19 protein-coding genes are annotated in these 15723 nt (G+C 34.8%); 1 reads left to right on the top strand and 18 read right to left on the bottom strand.

Annotated elements, in window-relative coordinates; all coding sequences use genetic code 11:
- Window positions 1-8: 8 nt before the first annotated feature.
- The 15 genes from SR187_RS04845 to SR187_RS04775 all read right to left on the bottom strand — a co-directional run bounded on the left by SR187_RS04845 (window position 9) and on the right by SR187_RS04775 (window position 11792).
- On the bottom strand, window positions 9-1709 hold the full coding sequence (locus tag SR187_RS04845; protein WP_120171688.1) for a lactose-specific PTS transporter subunit EIIC: 1701 nt from the start codon (window positions 1707-1709) through the stop codon (window positions 9-11).
- Window positions 1709-2026, bottom strand: coding sequence for a PTS lactose/cellobiose transporter subunit IIA (locus tag SR187_RS04840; protein WP_024532825.1), 318 nt, complete (start codon window positions 2024-2026; stop codon window positions 1709-1711). Before SR187_RS04840 ends, SR187_RS04845 begins: the two co-directional genes overlap by 1 nt.
- A 123-nt stretch (window positions 2027-2149) precedes the next feature.
- A complete protein-coding gene (locus tag SR187_RS04835) occupies window positions 2150-2983 on the bottom strand; it encodes a PRD domain-containing protein (protein WP_120171687.1) in 834 nt (277 codons plus the stop codon).
- Window positions 2984-3142: 159 nt separating this feature from the next.
- Window positions 3143-4138: a tagatose-bisphosphate aldolase gene (gene lacD, locus SR187_RS04830; protein WP_120172475.1), complete on the bottom strand. Its 996-nt coding sequence runs from the start codon at window positions 4136-4138 to the stop codon at window positions 3143-3145.
- Window positions 4139-4140: 2 nt separating this feature from the next.
- On the bottom strand, window positions 4141-5076 hold the full coding sequence (locus tag SR187_RS04825) for a tagatose-6-phosphate kinase (RefSeq protein WP_120171686.1): 936 nt from the start codon (window positions 5074-5076) through the stop codon (window positions 4141-4143).
- Window positions 5077-5085: 9 nt separating this feature from the next.
- Complete coding sequence (gene lacB / locus SR187_RS04820) at window positions 5086-5601, bottom strand: galactose-6-phosphate isomerase subunit LacB (protein ID WP_120171685.1); 516 nt, start codon at window positions 5599-5601, stop codon at window positions 5086-5088.
- A 27-nt stretch (window positions 5602-5628) separates the two neighbouring features.
- Window positions 5629-6051 (bottom strand): galactose-6-phosphate isomerase subunit LacA, encoded by a 423-nt coding sequence (gene lacA / locus SR187_RS04815; protein ID WP_120171684.1) that lies wholly within the window; start codon window positions 6049-6051, stop codon window positions 5629-5631.
- Window positions 6052-6230: 179 nt separating this feature from the next.
- Window positions 6231-6998 carry a DeoR/GlpR family DNA-binding transcription regulator gene (locus SR187_RS04810; protein WP_024532819.1) on the bottom strand — a complete coding sequence of 256 codons (768 nt, stop codon included), beginning with the start codon at window positions 6996-6998 and terminating at the stop codon, window positions 6231-6233.
- Between the two features lie 342 nt (window positions 6999-7340).
- Window positions 7341-8540, bottom strand: coding sequence for a tyrosine-type recombinase/integrase (locus tag SR187_RS04805; protein ID WP_120171683.1), 1200 nt, complete (start codon window positions 8538-8540; stop codon window positions 7341-7343).
- Between the two features lie 2 nt (window positions 8541-8542).
- The gene (locus tag SR187_RS04800; protein WP_000860228.1) at window positions 8543-8791 is read right to left on the bottom strand and encodes a DUF3173 family protein; all 249 of its coding nucleotides are present in this window, start codon (window positions 8789-8791) and stop codon (window positions 8543-8545) included.
- Between the two features lie 314 nt (window positions 8792-9105).
- Window positions 9106-9510: a sigma-70 RNA polymerase sigma factor region 4 domain-containing protein gene (locus tag SR187_RS04795; protein ID WP_120171682.1), complete on the bottom strand. Its 405-nt coding sequence runs from the start codon at window positions 9508-9510 to the stop codon at window positions 9106-9108.
- A 217-nt stretch (window positions 9511-9727) separates the two neighbouring features.
- Window positions 9728-10456 carry a hypothetical protein gene (locus SR187_RS04790; protein ID WP_120171681.1) on the bottom strand — a complete coding sequence of 243 codons (729 nt, stop codon included), beginning with the start codon at window positions 10454-10456 and terminating at the stop codon, window positions 9728-9730.
- A gap of 16 nt (window positions 10457-10472) precedes the next feature.
- Entirely contained in the window at window positions 10473-11123 is a 651-nt protein-coding gene (locus SR187_RS04785; protein WP_269460241.1) for an AAA family ATPase, read from the bottom strand.
- Window positions 11120-11233, bottom strand: a complete 114-nt coding sequence (locus SR187_RS10205; protein ID WP_120172474.1) for an ATP-binding cassette domain-containing protein — start codon at window positions 11231-11233, stop codon at window positions 11120-11122. The genes SR187_RS04785 and SR187_RS10205 overlap by 4 nt, the downstream gene beginning before the upstream one ends.
- Window positions 11234-11546: 313 nt before the next feature.
- Window positions 11547-11792: a lanthionine synthetase LanC family protein gene (locus tag SR187_RS04775; RefSeq protein WP_120171679.1), complete on the bottom strand. Its 246-nt coding sequence runs from the start codon at window positions 11790-11792 to the stop codon at window positions 11547-11549.
- A 189-nt stretch (window positions 11793-11981) separates the two neighbouring features.
- Here SR187_RS04775 and SR187_RS04770 point away from each other — a divergent pair, with 189 nt between their 5' ends.
- Complete coding sequence (locus tag SR187_RS04770; RefSeq protein ID WP_018165750.1) at window positions 11982-12851, top strand: helix-turn-helix domain-containing protein; 870 nt, start codon at window positions 11982-11984, stop codon at window positions 12849-12851.
- A gap of 19 nt (window positions 12852-12870) precedes the next feature.
- Here the strand turns inward: SR187_RS04770 and SR187_RS04765 are convergent, their stop codons facing one another.
- The 3 genes from SR187_RS04765 to SR187_RS04755 are packed head-to-tail and all read right to left on the bottom strand — an operon-like array spanning window position 12871 to window position 15457.
- Window positions 12871-14736 (bottom strand): SAG1250 family conjugative relaxase, encoded by a 1866-nt coding sequence (locus SR187_RS04765; protein WP_120171678.1) that lies wholly within the window; start codon window positions 14734-14736, stop codon window positions 12871-12873.
- Entirely contained in the window at window positions 14723-15088 is a 366-nt protein-coding gene (locus SR187_RS04760) for a MobC family plasmid mobilization relaxosome protein (RefSeq protein ID WP_120171677.1), read from the bottom strand. The genes SR187_RS04765 and SR187_RS04760 overlap by 14 nt, the downstream gene beginning before the upstream one ends.
- Before the next feature lie 9 nt (window positions 15089-15097).
- Window positions 15098-15457 (bottom strand): SAG1252 family conjugative relaxosome accessory protein, encoded by a 360-nt coding sequence (locus SR187_RS04755; protein ID WP_120171676.1) that lies wholly within the window; start codon window positions 15455-15457, stop codon window positions 15098-15100.
- Window positions 15458-15723: the final 266 nt, after the last annotated feature.

The following is a 15723-nucleotide window of genomic DNA, read 5'->3' as shown; positions in this document are numbered from 1 at the left end:
TGTTTTATTTAATTTTCCATTTGTTGTTTAACAAATTCGAGTGATCCCTGTCCATCACGGGTCAAACCAATGTATTGAGCGCCTTCAGTCTTAGCCAATTTAATACCAAGTTTATCCGTTTCGACCTTGATATCCTCATAGTTAGATGCAACCTGAGGAGCAAGAATAACCAATTGATACTGTGGTAAAATTTCACGGTGAGCACCGTAGCTTCCAGCAGCAGCAGTTACTGGAGCGCCATACTCTTTTGCAGCCTTGTTCAAAGCATTAGCAAGGAGACCGCTGGTACCCCCACCCGCACAAAGGACGAGGACATTGGTTTGCTCAGTGAGTTCTGTTTCGGATGTTTTTTCTGTCACACCAGCTTTTTCAAGAATAGCGTCTGCTTTAGCTGTATTAAAGTTTGCAGCAACTTTTTCTTTTAAGCTATCGTTGGTTTTTCCAGCAATTTCTTCTGCTAAAATTTGATCATCATACACTTTCAAGAATGGGTAGTAGATGGCAACGTCAACAACAATAAGCAAGGCTGCAAGAACAAATGATAGGGCTGCAAACTGGGTTCCCATAACAATACCCAAAGGCCCTGGAGTAGGCCAAGGAAGGTTTACTGAGAAACTGTTCATGCCCAAGGTATCTACAAAGAATTTGAAGATCCAAACATTTACAATTGGTGTCAAGATAAATGGCACAAAGAAAATCGGGTTCAGAACGAGTGGCGCACCAAACAAAATTGGTTCGTTAACACCGAAGAAAGTAGGAACTACTGAGGCACGCCCAATCGCCTGATTGCGTTTTGATTTTGTCAACCACATGAACATGAATGGCACTACCAAGGTAGCTCCAGTACCACCCATGGTAACGATAAACATTTGTGTCCCTGAAGTCAAAACTTTATCAGCATGTTGACCTGCTTGAAATAATTGTAAGTTGGTTTCAATGTTTGCATAAGTAATAGCAGCAATCGCTGGCTCAACAATTGATGGACCATGGATACCAACAAACCAGAAGAGAGCATAGGCTCCAAAGATAATAGTAATACCTAGATAACCATCTGCAGCCGTAAAGAGTGGTGCAAGAAGCGTACCGATAGCTTCAGCAACACTTGTCCCAATGGTATTACGGACAAGTAAATCTAAACCATAAAGAGCAAAGATTGAGAAAGAGAATGGGAACAAATCCTTGAAGACTTGAGAGATGTTCGGTGGCACCTCTGCTGGCATACGGATGGTGACATTGTTTTTAACACAAATTTTGTAAATCGTAACTGTAATAAAAGCCGCAAGAAAGGCAGATAACAGCCCCTTAGTACCTAGGAATCCATTAGCAAAGCCCCCCTCAATCGAGTCTGAAGCCAACAATAAGAAGCCTGTAATAGAAGCCAACATGGTGGACATGTAGTTGATTTGATTTGTGCTTTCCATACCACGGTTAACAGAGTCTGTCAATGACTTGGCTGTTGTTCCAGCCACAAGCAAAGCAACAACTCCCATGGTGTAGTTGTAAGGCTTCATCAACAGAGCAACAACTTCATTACTCCAAGTAAATCCAAAAATATTTGGAACAAAAGCAATCAAAAGGAAAATACTAGAGAAAAGAATGACAGGCATGCTGGCAATAAAACCATCACGAATAGCGCGAAGATAAATATTCCGAGAAATTTTCTCAAATAACGGTTTTTGTTTTTCTAAGGCATTGATCAAAGTATTCATTATAAATTACCCCTTCTGTATAGTTCAATCATGTGGCTCATCATATCTTTTAAGAGCAATGTTGTCATGAGATGATCTTGACCGTGCATCAATGTGACACTAAAAGCTAAATCTTCCCTCGCTGCTTCTTTTTGTAATAGACTGGTTTGGGCATTATGGGCTTCAACAATACATGTATTTGCTGCTTGAACGAGTGCCTCAGCTTTGGAAAAATCCCCTTCCTGCGCAGCAGTCAAAGCATTCATAAGCTTTGACCTAGCATCTCCTGCGTAAGACACAATCTCAAAGCCCAGTAACGTCATTTCTTCCCTATTCATAATATGGACCTCCTCTATTTTTTATAGTGATACTCAATAAACATCAAATTCAAAAAATCTCTCTACAAGGAGTAGGTGTTTTTAGTCAACAAGTTTTTATATTTGATTTATGTGGAGCGAAACTTATAACAAACGTTGAATATGCAATACAATATAAAAACGCTCACTATCATTAACTGGCTCTCTCACCAGATTTCTAATCATCTCAAAAATATGATCCCCTATCTGATAGGCCTTAGGATTATGTAGCTTGATATAGCTCTCTAAGGTAGTGATGGAATCATTTGATTGTTCGGGACGATCTAAGTAATTTAAAAAATAAGATAGATGAATCATAAAGCGATCGTAAAAGTTACTATTTTCTTTCGTTCTCTTTATACCGTTGTCAAAAAGGGTTCGCTCAACTTCTGTCATTATCTTTTTGCTGATGTCGTATTCTTCAGTTGTATGATAGATTGTTTCTCCTTTGGCATTGATAAGATGTAGGGCAATTCTTCCAATTTCGTCATCTGGAAAATCTTCTGACAACTTATCACGAAATAGCTGCAAAGCTTCTCGTGCCATCTGATATTCTAGTTGATATTCAGATGATATATCTGGTAACCTGCTCTCCTGATAAGTATTTTTCAATAGGGCTTGATAAGAACAGTAAATATGATCGGTTAATGTCACATATAGGTACTCTTGAACAGGATAATGATAAGTAGATACTAGGTGGCTAATGACAGCGTAAGTTATAGAGATAAAATCAAGAGGAATATCTTTTAACAAGGTTAAAAAATTTTCCTTGGCTTCATCATTTTTCAATGAAAAAATATTTTCTATTTTATCTTTGGCAATGAGATCTCCTTTTTTCTTCTGAAAGGTTATTCCTAATCCCATCACAACTGCCTGTTCGCCACTTTCATTTTTTACCAGAGCGGCATTATTATTTAGCGGCTGTATAATTCTAAACATACTTCCCTCCTACATTTATGAAGCAAAAAAGACTACAAACAAACCGAGAATGCACTATTCTCTAATCCATTTGCAGTCTTGCCTAATCGAATTAGTTACAATCCACCTTATTCTTACTAATTAAACTCATTATAGCACATTCTTGGAAAATGTAAACCCTTACTTAAAGAAAAATGATGATTTTTCCATCCAAGAAGTTGCGGTTTTGGACAAAACAGCATCCAGTCCTTCAATGTTTTCACGTCCAGTTGTCCGCAACCATTCACGTGCTGCCTCTTCTCCTTGTTCAATATATACTGGAACAACTCCTGCCCAAGTTGCACGTCCACACAAGACACCGTTGAATTTGGCTCCAGATTCATGGGCGAATACTAGTGTATCTTGGAAGAGCTTAGCAGATACTCCTGCGCTGAGATAAATATATGGTAGCTGAGTTGCTTCTTCTTGTTGACGGAAATATTCGGCAGCCTCTTCTTTCGTATAGGCAACCTCCCCATCTCCAAAGCCTTCTACAAAATTCATATTGACAGGAACTTCCACTTTCAGGACATCAACACCAAAACGCTCAGAAGAGAAAACTTTCATTGCACCATTTACCTTATGAGGCTTTACCTTGGCAAATTCTAGGCTTGCATTATCTGCAATGGTTTCATCATAGCTTAAGATTTCTAGGAAAAAAGGAAGCCCCTCAGCTTGACACTCCGCACCAATGCGTTCAATGTAAGCATGTTTCTGGAGGTTAACATAAGAATCTCCATCCACATCATAGTAGAGTAAAAACTTGATGGCATCTGCTCCTTCCTCTTTTAAGCGTTTGACAGACCATTCTACCAAACAATCTGGAAGACGGCTAGTTGAATTTGTATCGTACCCTGTTTTTTCATAGGCTAACAGCAATCCGCATTCTTTATCGCGAACAAGAGAGGCAGGAAGTCCAAACTCAGGATCCAAAAGAATGGAGGAAGAATAGTGTGTCAATTCTTCAGAAACAAGCGCCTTCAAATCTTCTATTTGTTCTGTGGTTGGCTCCTCAGCTTGGTACTTAGCCATCATCTTTTTAAGAGCGCCACGTTGGTCAAAGGCTAAGGCAGAGATAACGCCCATTTCATCGCTTACCTTATCCATCCGTTTTCTTTTATCAGTTGATACTATCATCATTAAACCTCCGTTACTGTAATTTGAGACAATAAAGACTCCGAGTTACTTGTATTAACATAGCCTGTTTGTTCTTCTTGAGCATTCAGCATCCCCAGAACATTCGCATTCTTTAATAATTCAACATCCGATGAGTTGTGTACTAAACTCGCTGCAATTCCAGCTACAGTGGAATCTCCTGATCCTACTGGATTCACGACACGAATTTTAGGTATTTTGACTTGGTAAAATGTATCATTGTGCTTGGCAAAAGCACCTTGTGCTCCTAAGGAAACAATTATCCATTCAATTCCCTCAAACAGCTTTTCTGATAAAACTGTTTTCAATTGTTCAATATTGTTGGTTACCTCTGTTCCAATGAGTTGAGAAAGTTCTTCGATATTAGGCTTAATGACCACTGGTTTACTAGCACTTGTCAGTACTTTTTTCAGTGATTCACCTGAACAATCCAAAACCACTTTTACATTATATCTCTGACAAATCTCCATCACCTTTACGTAAAAATGAACAGGCAATCCTTTAGGTAGGCTTCCAGAGATAACCACAAGCTCAGCATTATTTTTTAATAAAGTTTCCAAGTGGTGAATGAAATTTAAGGATTCATGCCCGTGAATAGTTGGCCCTTGTTCCAACAGTTCAGTCTGCTGACCACCGTGGAGGATAGCAATACAATTTCGAGTCTCACCTTCAATCTCAACGAATGAATGTTCGATACCTTTTATTGTTAAATCTTGCTTTAAATAATTTCCTAGTTGCCCACCAACAAATCCTGTTGCTACTACCTCTCCGCCAATTTGATGAAGAACACGAGTCACATTGAGTCCCTTGCCACCAGCAGTTTTTCGGACTTTTTCTACTCTATTTACCCTATCAAAATGAAATGAATCTAGGTGATAAGAAATATCAACAGACGGATTCAAGGTAATCGTTACTATCATAAGCCCCTCCTAATCATGATATTCCCCACGATTCCATTTTTCAAGAAACTCATTGAAAAATTCTGGATGAGCTTGCTCCTGATTGGCTGTTTCTACAGCTGTAATTTTTTCAATTAAGCGTTTGTTTTCCTCGGTCGGTTTGTATTCTGCCTTAATAAAAGCTTCTATAATATCGCACATGAGCAATTGACCTGTAATTTTGCCGCCAAAACCGATAACATTCGCATTCAATTCTTCCTTAGCATATAAGGCAGAAGTCATATCACGAACAAGTGCAGAACGTACACCCGGAACTTTATTTACAGCATTGTTGATTCCTACGCCAGTTCCACAGATACAGATCCCCAAATCTGCTTGCCCACTGGCAACAGCTTCACCAACTTTTTTACCATAGATTGGATAATGGGTACGAACATTGTCATATGTTCCAAAATCTAATACCTCATACCCTTGATTCTTCAAATAATCTACAACAGCTATTTTTTCATAAGTGACAATATGGTCGCATCCGATTGCAATTTTCATATCATTAGGCTCCTTTATTCTAAACTATTAGCACATTTTATTTAACATATCGACACGAATTTGGTGGCGACCACCATCATACTTCCCTTCAACAAATCCCCTAACGATATTTTTAGCAATACCCGCTCCGACAATCTCACTCCCGATGGTGATTATGCGAGCATTATTATGTCCTCTTGTCATATAGGCTGAGCGTTCATCAGAAACCTCTGCAGCAATCATACCTTTTACCTTTGTTGCTGTCATAAATGGTCCAACTCCGTAAGCATCAATTACGATTCCCAGATTTTCTTGATTTTTGTTGACTTCTGCAACGACAGCAAGTGTTGTGTCTACAAAATCACTTCCATCACTGACATCTTTAAAGTCATATGTTTTTTCAGCTAAATACTGCTTAATGACTTCCTTTAGTTGAGCACCTGCTGGATCAGCACCGATAATAATTGTCATAACGTATCTCCTAACATAATAGAAAGTTAATTGATTTTACATTTTTTAAAAGCGTTTTCACTTTTTATGTTTAAATTATATAGCTAATCAAACAGAAAGTCAACTGTTTTGTGCAAAAAATGTTATTTTTTTAAAAAAACAAAACAAAAAGCCAACATTTGATATATTGGCATTCCAATCTAGTCTGATTCGTTAATGACTTCAATGTAGTTTTCAAGCAATTGGTGGTTTTCATCACCAGTTTTTACATCTGTGATGATGGCTGTTACATCCTTCAAATCACAAAATACTGTAAAATCATCTTTTCCGATTTTTGAGGAATCAAGCAATAAATATTTTTCAACAGAATGTTTGATTGCTAAATCCTGAGTATAGGCTTCTGCTAGAGTGGATGTCATGACATCTCTTCCTTTGAGCCCATTTCCTGAAAAGAAGATTTTGCTGAATCGCATTTTTTCTAAGCTTGTATTTGTGATTTCTCCCACAAACGATTCCGTCACTTGTCTGTATTCTCCACCGAGTAGAAAAACATGAAAATCATCCGTTTTCTTTTGAGAAAGAATTGTAAAGACCGGCATACAGTTGGTAATGACTGTCAGATGTGTATTCCTTATAGCTTCTGCTAAGAAAGCAACCGTTGTCCCTGGACCTAGAAATACGGTATCACCATCTTCAATCAGTTGAGCTGCTCTCTCTGCAATATCTTGCTTTGCTCTCTTATTCTGGATATGCTTTTCAGAATGGGAATATTCGCGATACTGAAAGGCCTTATTGCTTCTAGCTCCCCCGTGTATCTTGGTCAATACTCCCTGTTCTTCCAATTCGACAAAATCTCTGCGGACAGTCATATCTGTCACATTCAATAATTCGACAATTTCTGATATTCGTACAGTCCCTTTTTTATTCACCAGACGTGTAATTTCATCTAATCTCTCACGCTTATTCATGTTCAGTCTCCTGTTGGTTTTCTACATTATAGCAAAAAATGATCAAAAATTGTTGATTTTTCCAACATTTTTTAAAATGAAATACCTTTCTTAATACATAATCAATTAGGTTACATTCTCAGCAACATAGGTAATAAATCTATATAAAACAAAAATCCTGCCAAAGATTTTTTGGCAGGATTTTTGGCAGGAAACCAAATCAATTTATCAGTTTCTTCAAATCGCTTTAAGCTTTAAAAGACTGGTAAATAGGGATTCCGCAATCTAATTATGATGTGACTCTTATTTAAGAGTAACAATAACATACGTTACTCTGTGGGCGGTATAATAGGCTTTTTAGCCTTAATTATGAGTTTGGCAGGGATTTTGGCATAAAATGGAATCTAGTCCTGCACTAATTACATTTTGGGTTATTTCTTCTGATACTGTTTTATCTAATGCATTAAACCAGTGACTGTAGGTATTCAAAGTTGTAGACTTATCAGCATGTCCCATTCGTCTTGCCACATATAAAATGTCCTTCTGCAAAACATTTATGAGATATGAAGCATGGCTGTGTCTCAAACCTTTTCCTGTTATCACCGGTACTCCAACTTCTTGAGCTTTTCTCTTGATAATTCGACAGATTGTTGATTTACAAAACGGTTCACCGAATCGTGAAATGATGTAATCTGTATCTTGATTGGAAACTTGATTTTTTCGCCAGTTTTCCAATACTGATATTGTCACATCATCTAATTCAATGAGGCATTCTCCAGCTGGTGTTTTGGTTTGGTCTTTGCGGTACCAATTTCCATTTTCATCCTTTTCCAAGGTTGTATGAACCTTCAAGAATTTATGCTCAAAATCGACATCTTCCCACCATAACGATAAACCTTCACTTACACGAACACCTGTCATATAATATAACCAAATAGTTGTGAATCTTTGTAACTCTTCGTAATCTTGTAAATCAAATGGTTTAATAAAGTTCTGAAACTCAATATAAGTCCAAAATGGAGTATCAGGGTGCTTGCCTCTAGGGTTATCTAACGCCTTGCATGGCATAGATGAAATATATCCTAATCTCTCAGCATATCCCATACAAGCCTTAAATCGTGACCATAAATTCTTTGCATAATTTTCAGAATAATGCTCAATGATGTGCAATCTAAAAGATTCACAATCTCTAGCTGTTATGCCTTTTAAAGGTTTAGAGCCAAAATACTGAATAAATAACTTATGATGTGGCAAAGCAGTTTTATAAGTTACAGCTTGTACCTTTTGCTTATAAGCTCTTAGATAAATGGTATTCATATAACTTTCAAATGTTATATTATAATTTTCAATACTAAGGTTATTATTAAACTCATACCTAATTCGAACCAGTTCATCATACGCTTCTTTCATTGTAGTAAATGGCTTACCATACTGATTCTTTCTAGCTTTCTTTTGAACTCGTTTACCTGTTACTGAATCAACACCAAGATCAGCCTGATAAAATATCTTGCCATTCTTATCACAATAAACACCTTTATACTTTTTTTGATTTTTTGTAGCCATCTTTAATTCTCACTTTCTAAATTGTCTTCAGAGAGTGAAATTCCGATTAACTCTTCTACTATATCTTTAGGAGCAATACCAAGTCTTCTATTGTCAAAGGGCGATTTACTTAATTGTACCGCATTATGGTCAACTTTGCGAGCTTCTTCAAACTTTTTTACTGCTATTCTTTTTGCTTCTCTAATGATGTTTCTTGCCGTATGTTCAGGAAAACCAATATTCATCAAGTTTTTATATGTTACTGTTTTCATACCTCCACTCCTGTCAAAAAAATTATTTCCTCCGTGGGTATGATTGGTTAAATCATTCATGGGCATCTCACCCGCTGTCCTTTTACGTTGGCAGCCTGAACGTTCAGAAGTATCATTGTCCTTATTTGTGGTCATGGCAGATAGAGAACCACTCTATTTTATAGCTAATAATTTTCGCTCCTATCACGGCGTATCTCACTAAATTGCTCGACAAATAAGAAAGTCCCACCTCGGTTTATTCAGTTGTCAAAGAGCAAAAAGAGACTAAAATTATCTCTCACTTCTAAGAGTGAAAATTTCAGTCTCCTGTTCCGCTAATTTTCGAAAAATTTCCGTAATTTATTCAAGATAGTATTTCTTATTCGAAAGAGGCTAGTCGTAGACATACCTTGTTCAATCGCAACTTCCCTAATTGTTTTGTCTCTAAAATATAGATCATTGATTATCTCAAATTCCTTGTCAGATAAACTTAATAGAGCATCGTTTAATTGTTCAATAAGGATGTTGGCTTCTATTAAACGTTCAATATCAATAGAAGTATCTATTAGGATATTATCTAAAGGTAATCCATCTACTTCAAAAGAAGAGAATGGTAACAAACCAAATTTTCTATCCTTTCTACTCAGATATTTTTCGTGATTGACCAATTGCCAATAGCTTTTATAAACTATTTCAGTTACAGGGATTTTTTCACCTCTAACATGAATATAATATTTCATTTAATCCTCCTTTTATGAATTCTATTAATCATGAAAGGAGGACTCCTTATCTCAACCATTAATACTTCTCTCTTTTTCAGATCGAGGATTTCTCGTCACTATAAGAGTGAAAATATGGTGCTCTTGTTCCAAAAAAATAGTTGTAACAAAAAAACAGCAAGCTCTTAAAAAAACTTGCTGCTATAAATTTTTAATGAATACCGCATTACTAGACCAGCTAGAATGAATACCCCATACTTTTTTTTAGAGTCAATCCATACAGTAAAGTGGTTGTTATTATTACCACAACGTACTGGCTTACAGACATTATATTTGACGCTACAAAAACTGGCAACGAATAAAAAGGTAAAATTTCTATAATTTTAATAAGAAAATCATAGCTTGTATTATTCAGAATTGTATTCAAAATATTCGGCACAAAGAGCAATAAACCTGCTAAAATCCCAAAAACGAATCCACTTCTGAATTTATACAAATAGAAAATATTAGATAAGAGAAAATAAAACAGAACCAATAAAACCGTGTTGCCTATAAATGCTGCCAAAAAATGAATTTCTATTTCTCCTGGAACCCCTAGCTTACTTACTATAAGCAGCAACAGGAGACCATTTAATGCATAAATTAAAGCAACTGCAATGGCATATAGAACATTTGAAGCCACATAATTAATGCGATTTTGTTGTCGGTTAAAAAACAGACTAATTGTATTATGAGAAAAATCCCTGTTAATAATTCGATTGGCATGGATGACTGCCATTAGCATCCCCATCATAGCATAAAAATTTGATACATGCTTTATACCAAAAGAGGTTCCTGGGTTATTTAGAATAAATAGGGTGACCAGTATTGGTGGTAGAAATGAGATTAATTCTCCAAGATATATTGATCCTGATGAATATAATTCTCTTATACTTTCTTTTAGAAAGTTTAATTTATTTAATGTCATAACATTCAACCTTTCTTTATTTTGAGCGCTTCAAATAGATATCTTTAAGTGTTTCTTTTTTTGTTTCAAAGTCTACTACTTTAATAGAATGCTCATTGAAAAATTGGAATAATTCACTGCTTTGAATCACTCCTGATAAGGTAATTTTTAAACCATCTTGTTGGACGATTTCTCCAAGTGCTTGCATAGTAGTAAAAATTTCTAAATCAATATTTGACTGAAAAACGATATCAATCAATGAAGTATGACTATCTTTTCCAAGTATTTGCGATGTTAATAAGCTATTTTCCAAAAAAAGAACTCTATTACAAATTTCTCCAATGTCTTCTAACTGATGACTTGATATTAAAATTCCTACATTTTCGCATGATGCTAAATGCTGTAATAATTCAAAAACCTTCTGAGAAGTTTCAACATCCAATCCATTTGTCGGTTCATCTAAAATTAAAAAATCGGGTCCTGTAACAAGTGTTAAAAGTAGAGCTAACTTTTGTTTAGTACCTAATGAATATGTTTTTACCTTCTTATTAATTGATTGCGTTAGATCTAAGATTTGGATAAAGTGTCCAAATTTTTCTTGGTTAAAATCTATTCCATATAGTGTTGACAGATACTTTAAATTTTCTAAACCAGTTTTAGATAAAAACAATTTCGGTTCTTCAATCAAATACCCAACATTGTCAGTTCTCGTTTTCTCCAAATCAGGTCTATTATTTTGTACAAAATTTTCATCAAGGTACTTTTACCGACACCATTTCTACCTACTAAACCAACAATTTCACCTTTCTTAGTTCAAATTTATATCCTTCAGAATAGCTAAGTTCCCATAATTTTACTATATTATTAATCTTCATGCTGTACTTCCCATAAGAATTCATGTTGCTGTTAAATAATTCTTTCTGATAATCTTTTGAGCTTAGATTTAAGGTATATAAGACTTCTCGTCTTTGTTATAATTTCTTAATAAAATAGCAGTATCAATAATACCTGACCAACCTAAAAGTATCCTAACAATAATCTCTAGATTCTTCCCAGTATAATACCCATTTTTTAGCAATTCTAAAGGACTTTTCCCAGAAGTTGGCTAATTCTAAAAACGTCTATCAGTCAGTGTTGCATATACAAATAGTAATGATTGGACTATGCCAGCTGCACCATGACATACAGATAAATCAATTTCTAAGCAATCATCATATTCGTTAACTTCAATAAAATATTTTGCAAGCTCAAACAAGTCTATCTTCTTGTTCAATTTTCTCGCCATTTCAGCCAATACCATAAGTAAACCTAATAACATGAGTGCCATTAGTTTATTAATTCCGTGATTTTTCTTCATATAACACCCCCTTTCCTATTTTTCGAAATTATTTTAGCACTTTTATAACTATCAGTCAATCCATTTTATTCTTCTTAAACCTTTTTTTAAAAATTATTACCCAAAAGAATTAAAACAACCATATACTTGCTAATTTGAATTAAAAACTCTATAATAAATCTAAGTGATTAGAAAGGATTATTATTTTTTATGAATATGCTTGCTGAAAAATTCAGAACTAAAAGAAAAGAACTAGGGCTCTCCCAACAAACCCTTGCGGAAGGAATTTGCGAACAAAGTCAGATTAGTAAGATTGAGAGAGGACATTTTATTCCCTCTGCCGACATTTTATTTAAGCTCTCTCAACGACTGGAAGTAACATTAGATTACTTTTTCAATGAACAAATTGAAGTTAATTCTAACCTCTCTAATTTTAAACATTTATCTTCTCGTCTATTAGACGATAGAAATTATGATGATCTAGAATACCTTTATAAAATTGAGGCAGATCGAAGTACCTTTCTAACACTGGAAGACAGGATGTACCTTGATTGGATTAAATCTATTATTGACTTCTATCAATATCATCTTCAGAACGAGGCCATCTCTTACTTGGAAAATATGGTGTCAAAAATGTCTTCAAATACTCTAATCTATTTAAATGTATTAAATACTTTATCCAACTTCTATTCCCTAGTTGGTCGTGAAAAAGATTATGAAATGAACTACTCTCTTCTAATGAGTTTATATAAGTCAAAAAATCTGAATCAACAAGAGTTTTTATTTGGATATATCAGAGTTCGCTACAACTACGCTCACTATTTAGTATCAAAAGAAAAATATAACGAAGCCATACAAGAAGCTATTGAGACTATTGAACTTTGTAAAGAGAAACAAACCAGTTACCAATTAGCTCCCTTACTCATCATTGTTGGAAACTCTGGAAAAGAATTCTTAGACAAAAATCAAGTCAAAGATTACTATATAGAAGCAAGAGAGTTATGTAAGATTTATAACAATCCTTTAATGCTTATGAAAATAGAGAGTTACTTAAATGAGTTGGAGAATAATAACTCATGATTTTTTCAGTCTTGAAACTTTAATCAGTCGTTATACTATTTTTTAATTCTCGATTAATACTTTTCTTACTACTCAGAACTCCTATAAAAGTCTCCAGCTTTCTTACCAATTCTTCATAATCATCTAAAGTTTCACTAAGTTCAATTTTCTTTATGATAACCCCTTCTTGTACATACTCTAAAGATGCTGATTCTGTCATGTTCATTTTAGTAAAATCATACTTAGCTAAGTTTATACTTTCATGATCGTCACTCTTCAGATTGATAAGTACTTCCGCCATCTTATTCAAGGTGGCGATTTTTTCTTGGGTTTCTTCCAGTTTCATATCAAGTTTCGCAATTTCTAATACAAACTCATCTTTGATTTCTTGGTAATGTTTGCTCGTGTTAGACAGTTCAATCATAAGATTAATTTCAGAAATCTTCTCTTGAAGACTTTTTAAAGTTGGTCGTCTGTATGGTATTGCTCGACTATCGTTGGTTAGCTGTCTAATCAAGGTTCGCCCTTTAATATACTGATTCTTATCCGAGTATTCTTTGTTATATACAAAGTATGAAGTTGTCTCACGAATATAAACTTTATATTTTTTCTGATTGTCTTCTTCAATAATATCTAGTTGATAGTTGGGAATGAAAACAAGGCCACTCTGCTTAATACCAAAAGACACCTTGATATAAATCCCCTCATCAACTAACTTCTCAATTTGGTGTTCTGCAAGCTCCACTTCAAACTCATGAATAGCATCTCTCTTTTTCTTGAATGACTCAAAGGCTTCCTCAATATCTTCAGTGGATACTTTATCCTTACCTCGTTCTTCTTGGAAAGCATCGTACTGTTCCTGTAAATTATCTAATCCTTCTGAATCACCGACTTCCTTATTTTTAAAGTAATCTTGAAAAAAATTCACATCATATAACTTATTATTACTTATTTTTTTATGACTGATACTAATTTGCTGACCATTTTCATCAAGAGTAAAGGTCACATTTTTTTGTTTTAAATCGATAGTAAGATTTAATTCTTGGGATTTTTTTTGCAACTCCTCTAAAGAATTGACATGACTCAATAGAAACTCTAAACGACTTTCAATTTCTTTTTTAGCAAAATACGTTCTAAAAAAATCTTCATCATATAAATCACGTTTACTGATTTGTCGTCCACGAATCAGTTTTGTCATATTCCTATCCGTCATCATAAATCTACTATGCTTTTGATTAAAATTAATCTGAATATGTAACTTCTCAGCTTTTTTTATAAAATCATCAAACGATTTTGACTGCTGCATCAAAAAATAAAGTCGTTGTTTCAATTCGAACTTATGGCTAGACGCCTTGTATTTTTTATAGTCACTATAAGATGACCGATGTTCAATAATTTTTGCACCAGCCATTTTAGAAATTCTATCTGAAATCATACGAAGGTTTCTTTCTAAAGCATAATCCCATTTTAATTTTTTATCTGAGTTCAGATCTATAGAATTAATTAAAATATGATTATGAATATGTGATTGGTCAATGTGAGTTGCGACTAAGAAACGAAATCGACCTCCAGTTAATTCCATCATAGTTTCATAACCAATACGATTAATTTCTTCAGGTGTTAAATTATCATCAGGTGAAAAAGATTGAATCAGATGATGTGCATGAATAGTTTGTTGATGTATTTCTTGACGATCATTTCTTGACTCATATAACTTATCGTTATTGAGAAAGTTAGCATTATACATTTCTACCATTTCTAAATAATTAGGAAAGTCTAAATAATTACTCATTCCGTAATCAGATATTAATTTCAGATTATCCGTTTTTTCCCGATTGAGAATATATTTAATCAAACGTCTGCGAGATTTTTTTCCGTGAGTCGCAAAATGCTTAGTAACTACCATGAAATTCCTTTAATTTTTTAACCTTTACTTGAAATTCTTTTTCGACTTCTGTAACTAACTCACCAATCCCCTTACGCAATACATCCAGCTGTTCTTGAGAAATAAGATGACTGTAATTAATAGCACGCGCAATTTGATTGATATTATTTCCAATCCGTCTCAATTCAAATACTAACTGGTCATAGGTATCCGTGTTAATGGTGATAAATGACATATTGGGATTCAGCAACACTTTTCTGGCATAGACTGAAAAATTTTGGCAGTGACTCTTGTCGATTCGCTCATTCAATTGATGTAACTCTGAATCTGTTAGAAATACTTTTTTGAGATTGGTACGATAACGATAAACCATAGTAGCCTCCTATCTCATATATTTTTCACGAAACTCACGACTGAGTGGCTGTACTTGATTGACTTCCGCAATCAATTCTTGAACGCAGGTCAATAAGATTGAAACGTGCTCTTGAGTCACTTGGTGATTTTCTCTTGCGACAACTAGAACTTCATGCACATCTTGACTAATCTGCTCAAACTTTTGAGACTGCCAAAGGGAGAACCAACTTTCAAAAATTCTATCCTGATAATTCTTTTTCAACAAATTTTGACGAAGAAATTCTGAGAAACTATCCAGTTTTTGTTCCCTCATCATTTCTTTTATCTGTTTTTCTTCTTGTCTCGTGATTCTAAATTGCTTACGGATTAACTTAATTTCTTGTCCCATCCTACTATCCTTTCAACATGATACTTGTCTGACAATGTAAGGCTGCCTCACATTGTCAGTACGATTCCTAAAGACCTCAGCCTCTCCTTGTTCGGTCTTTGCGAGCTCAGGCATTGTGGTCACAATACCCAAAAAATCATATCGCCAGCCGACCAAAACCTTTCTGTTTTGACAGCCAACGATAAGATAACTTGGTGGCTTCGCCCCCAAACCCCCAGTGAAAAATTGAGGTTTTATTTTCTTAGGAATGATACAAGAATAGCAGG

Origin of the sequence: Streptococcus ruminantium (genome assembly GCF_003609975.1) — a bacterium.
Classification (GTDB): Bacteria; Bacillota; Bacilli; order Lactobacillales; family Streptococcaceae; genus Streptococcus; species Streptococcus ruminantium.
The sequence above is the reverse complement of the archived record's forward strand: the minus strand, read 5'-3'. Positions and strand labels throughout refer to the sequence as shown.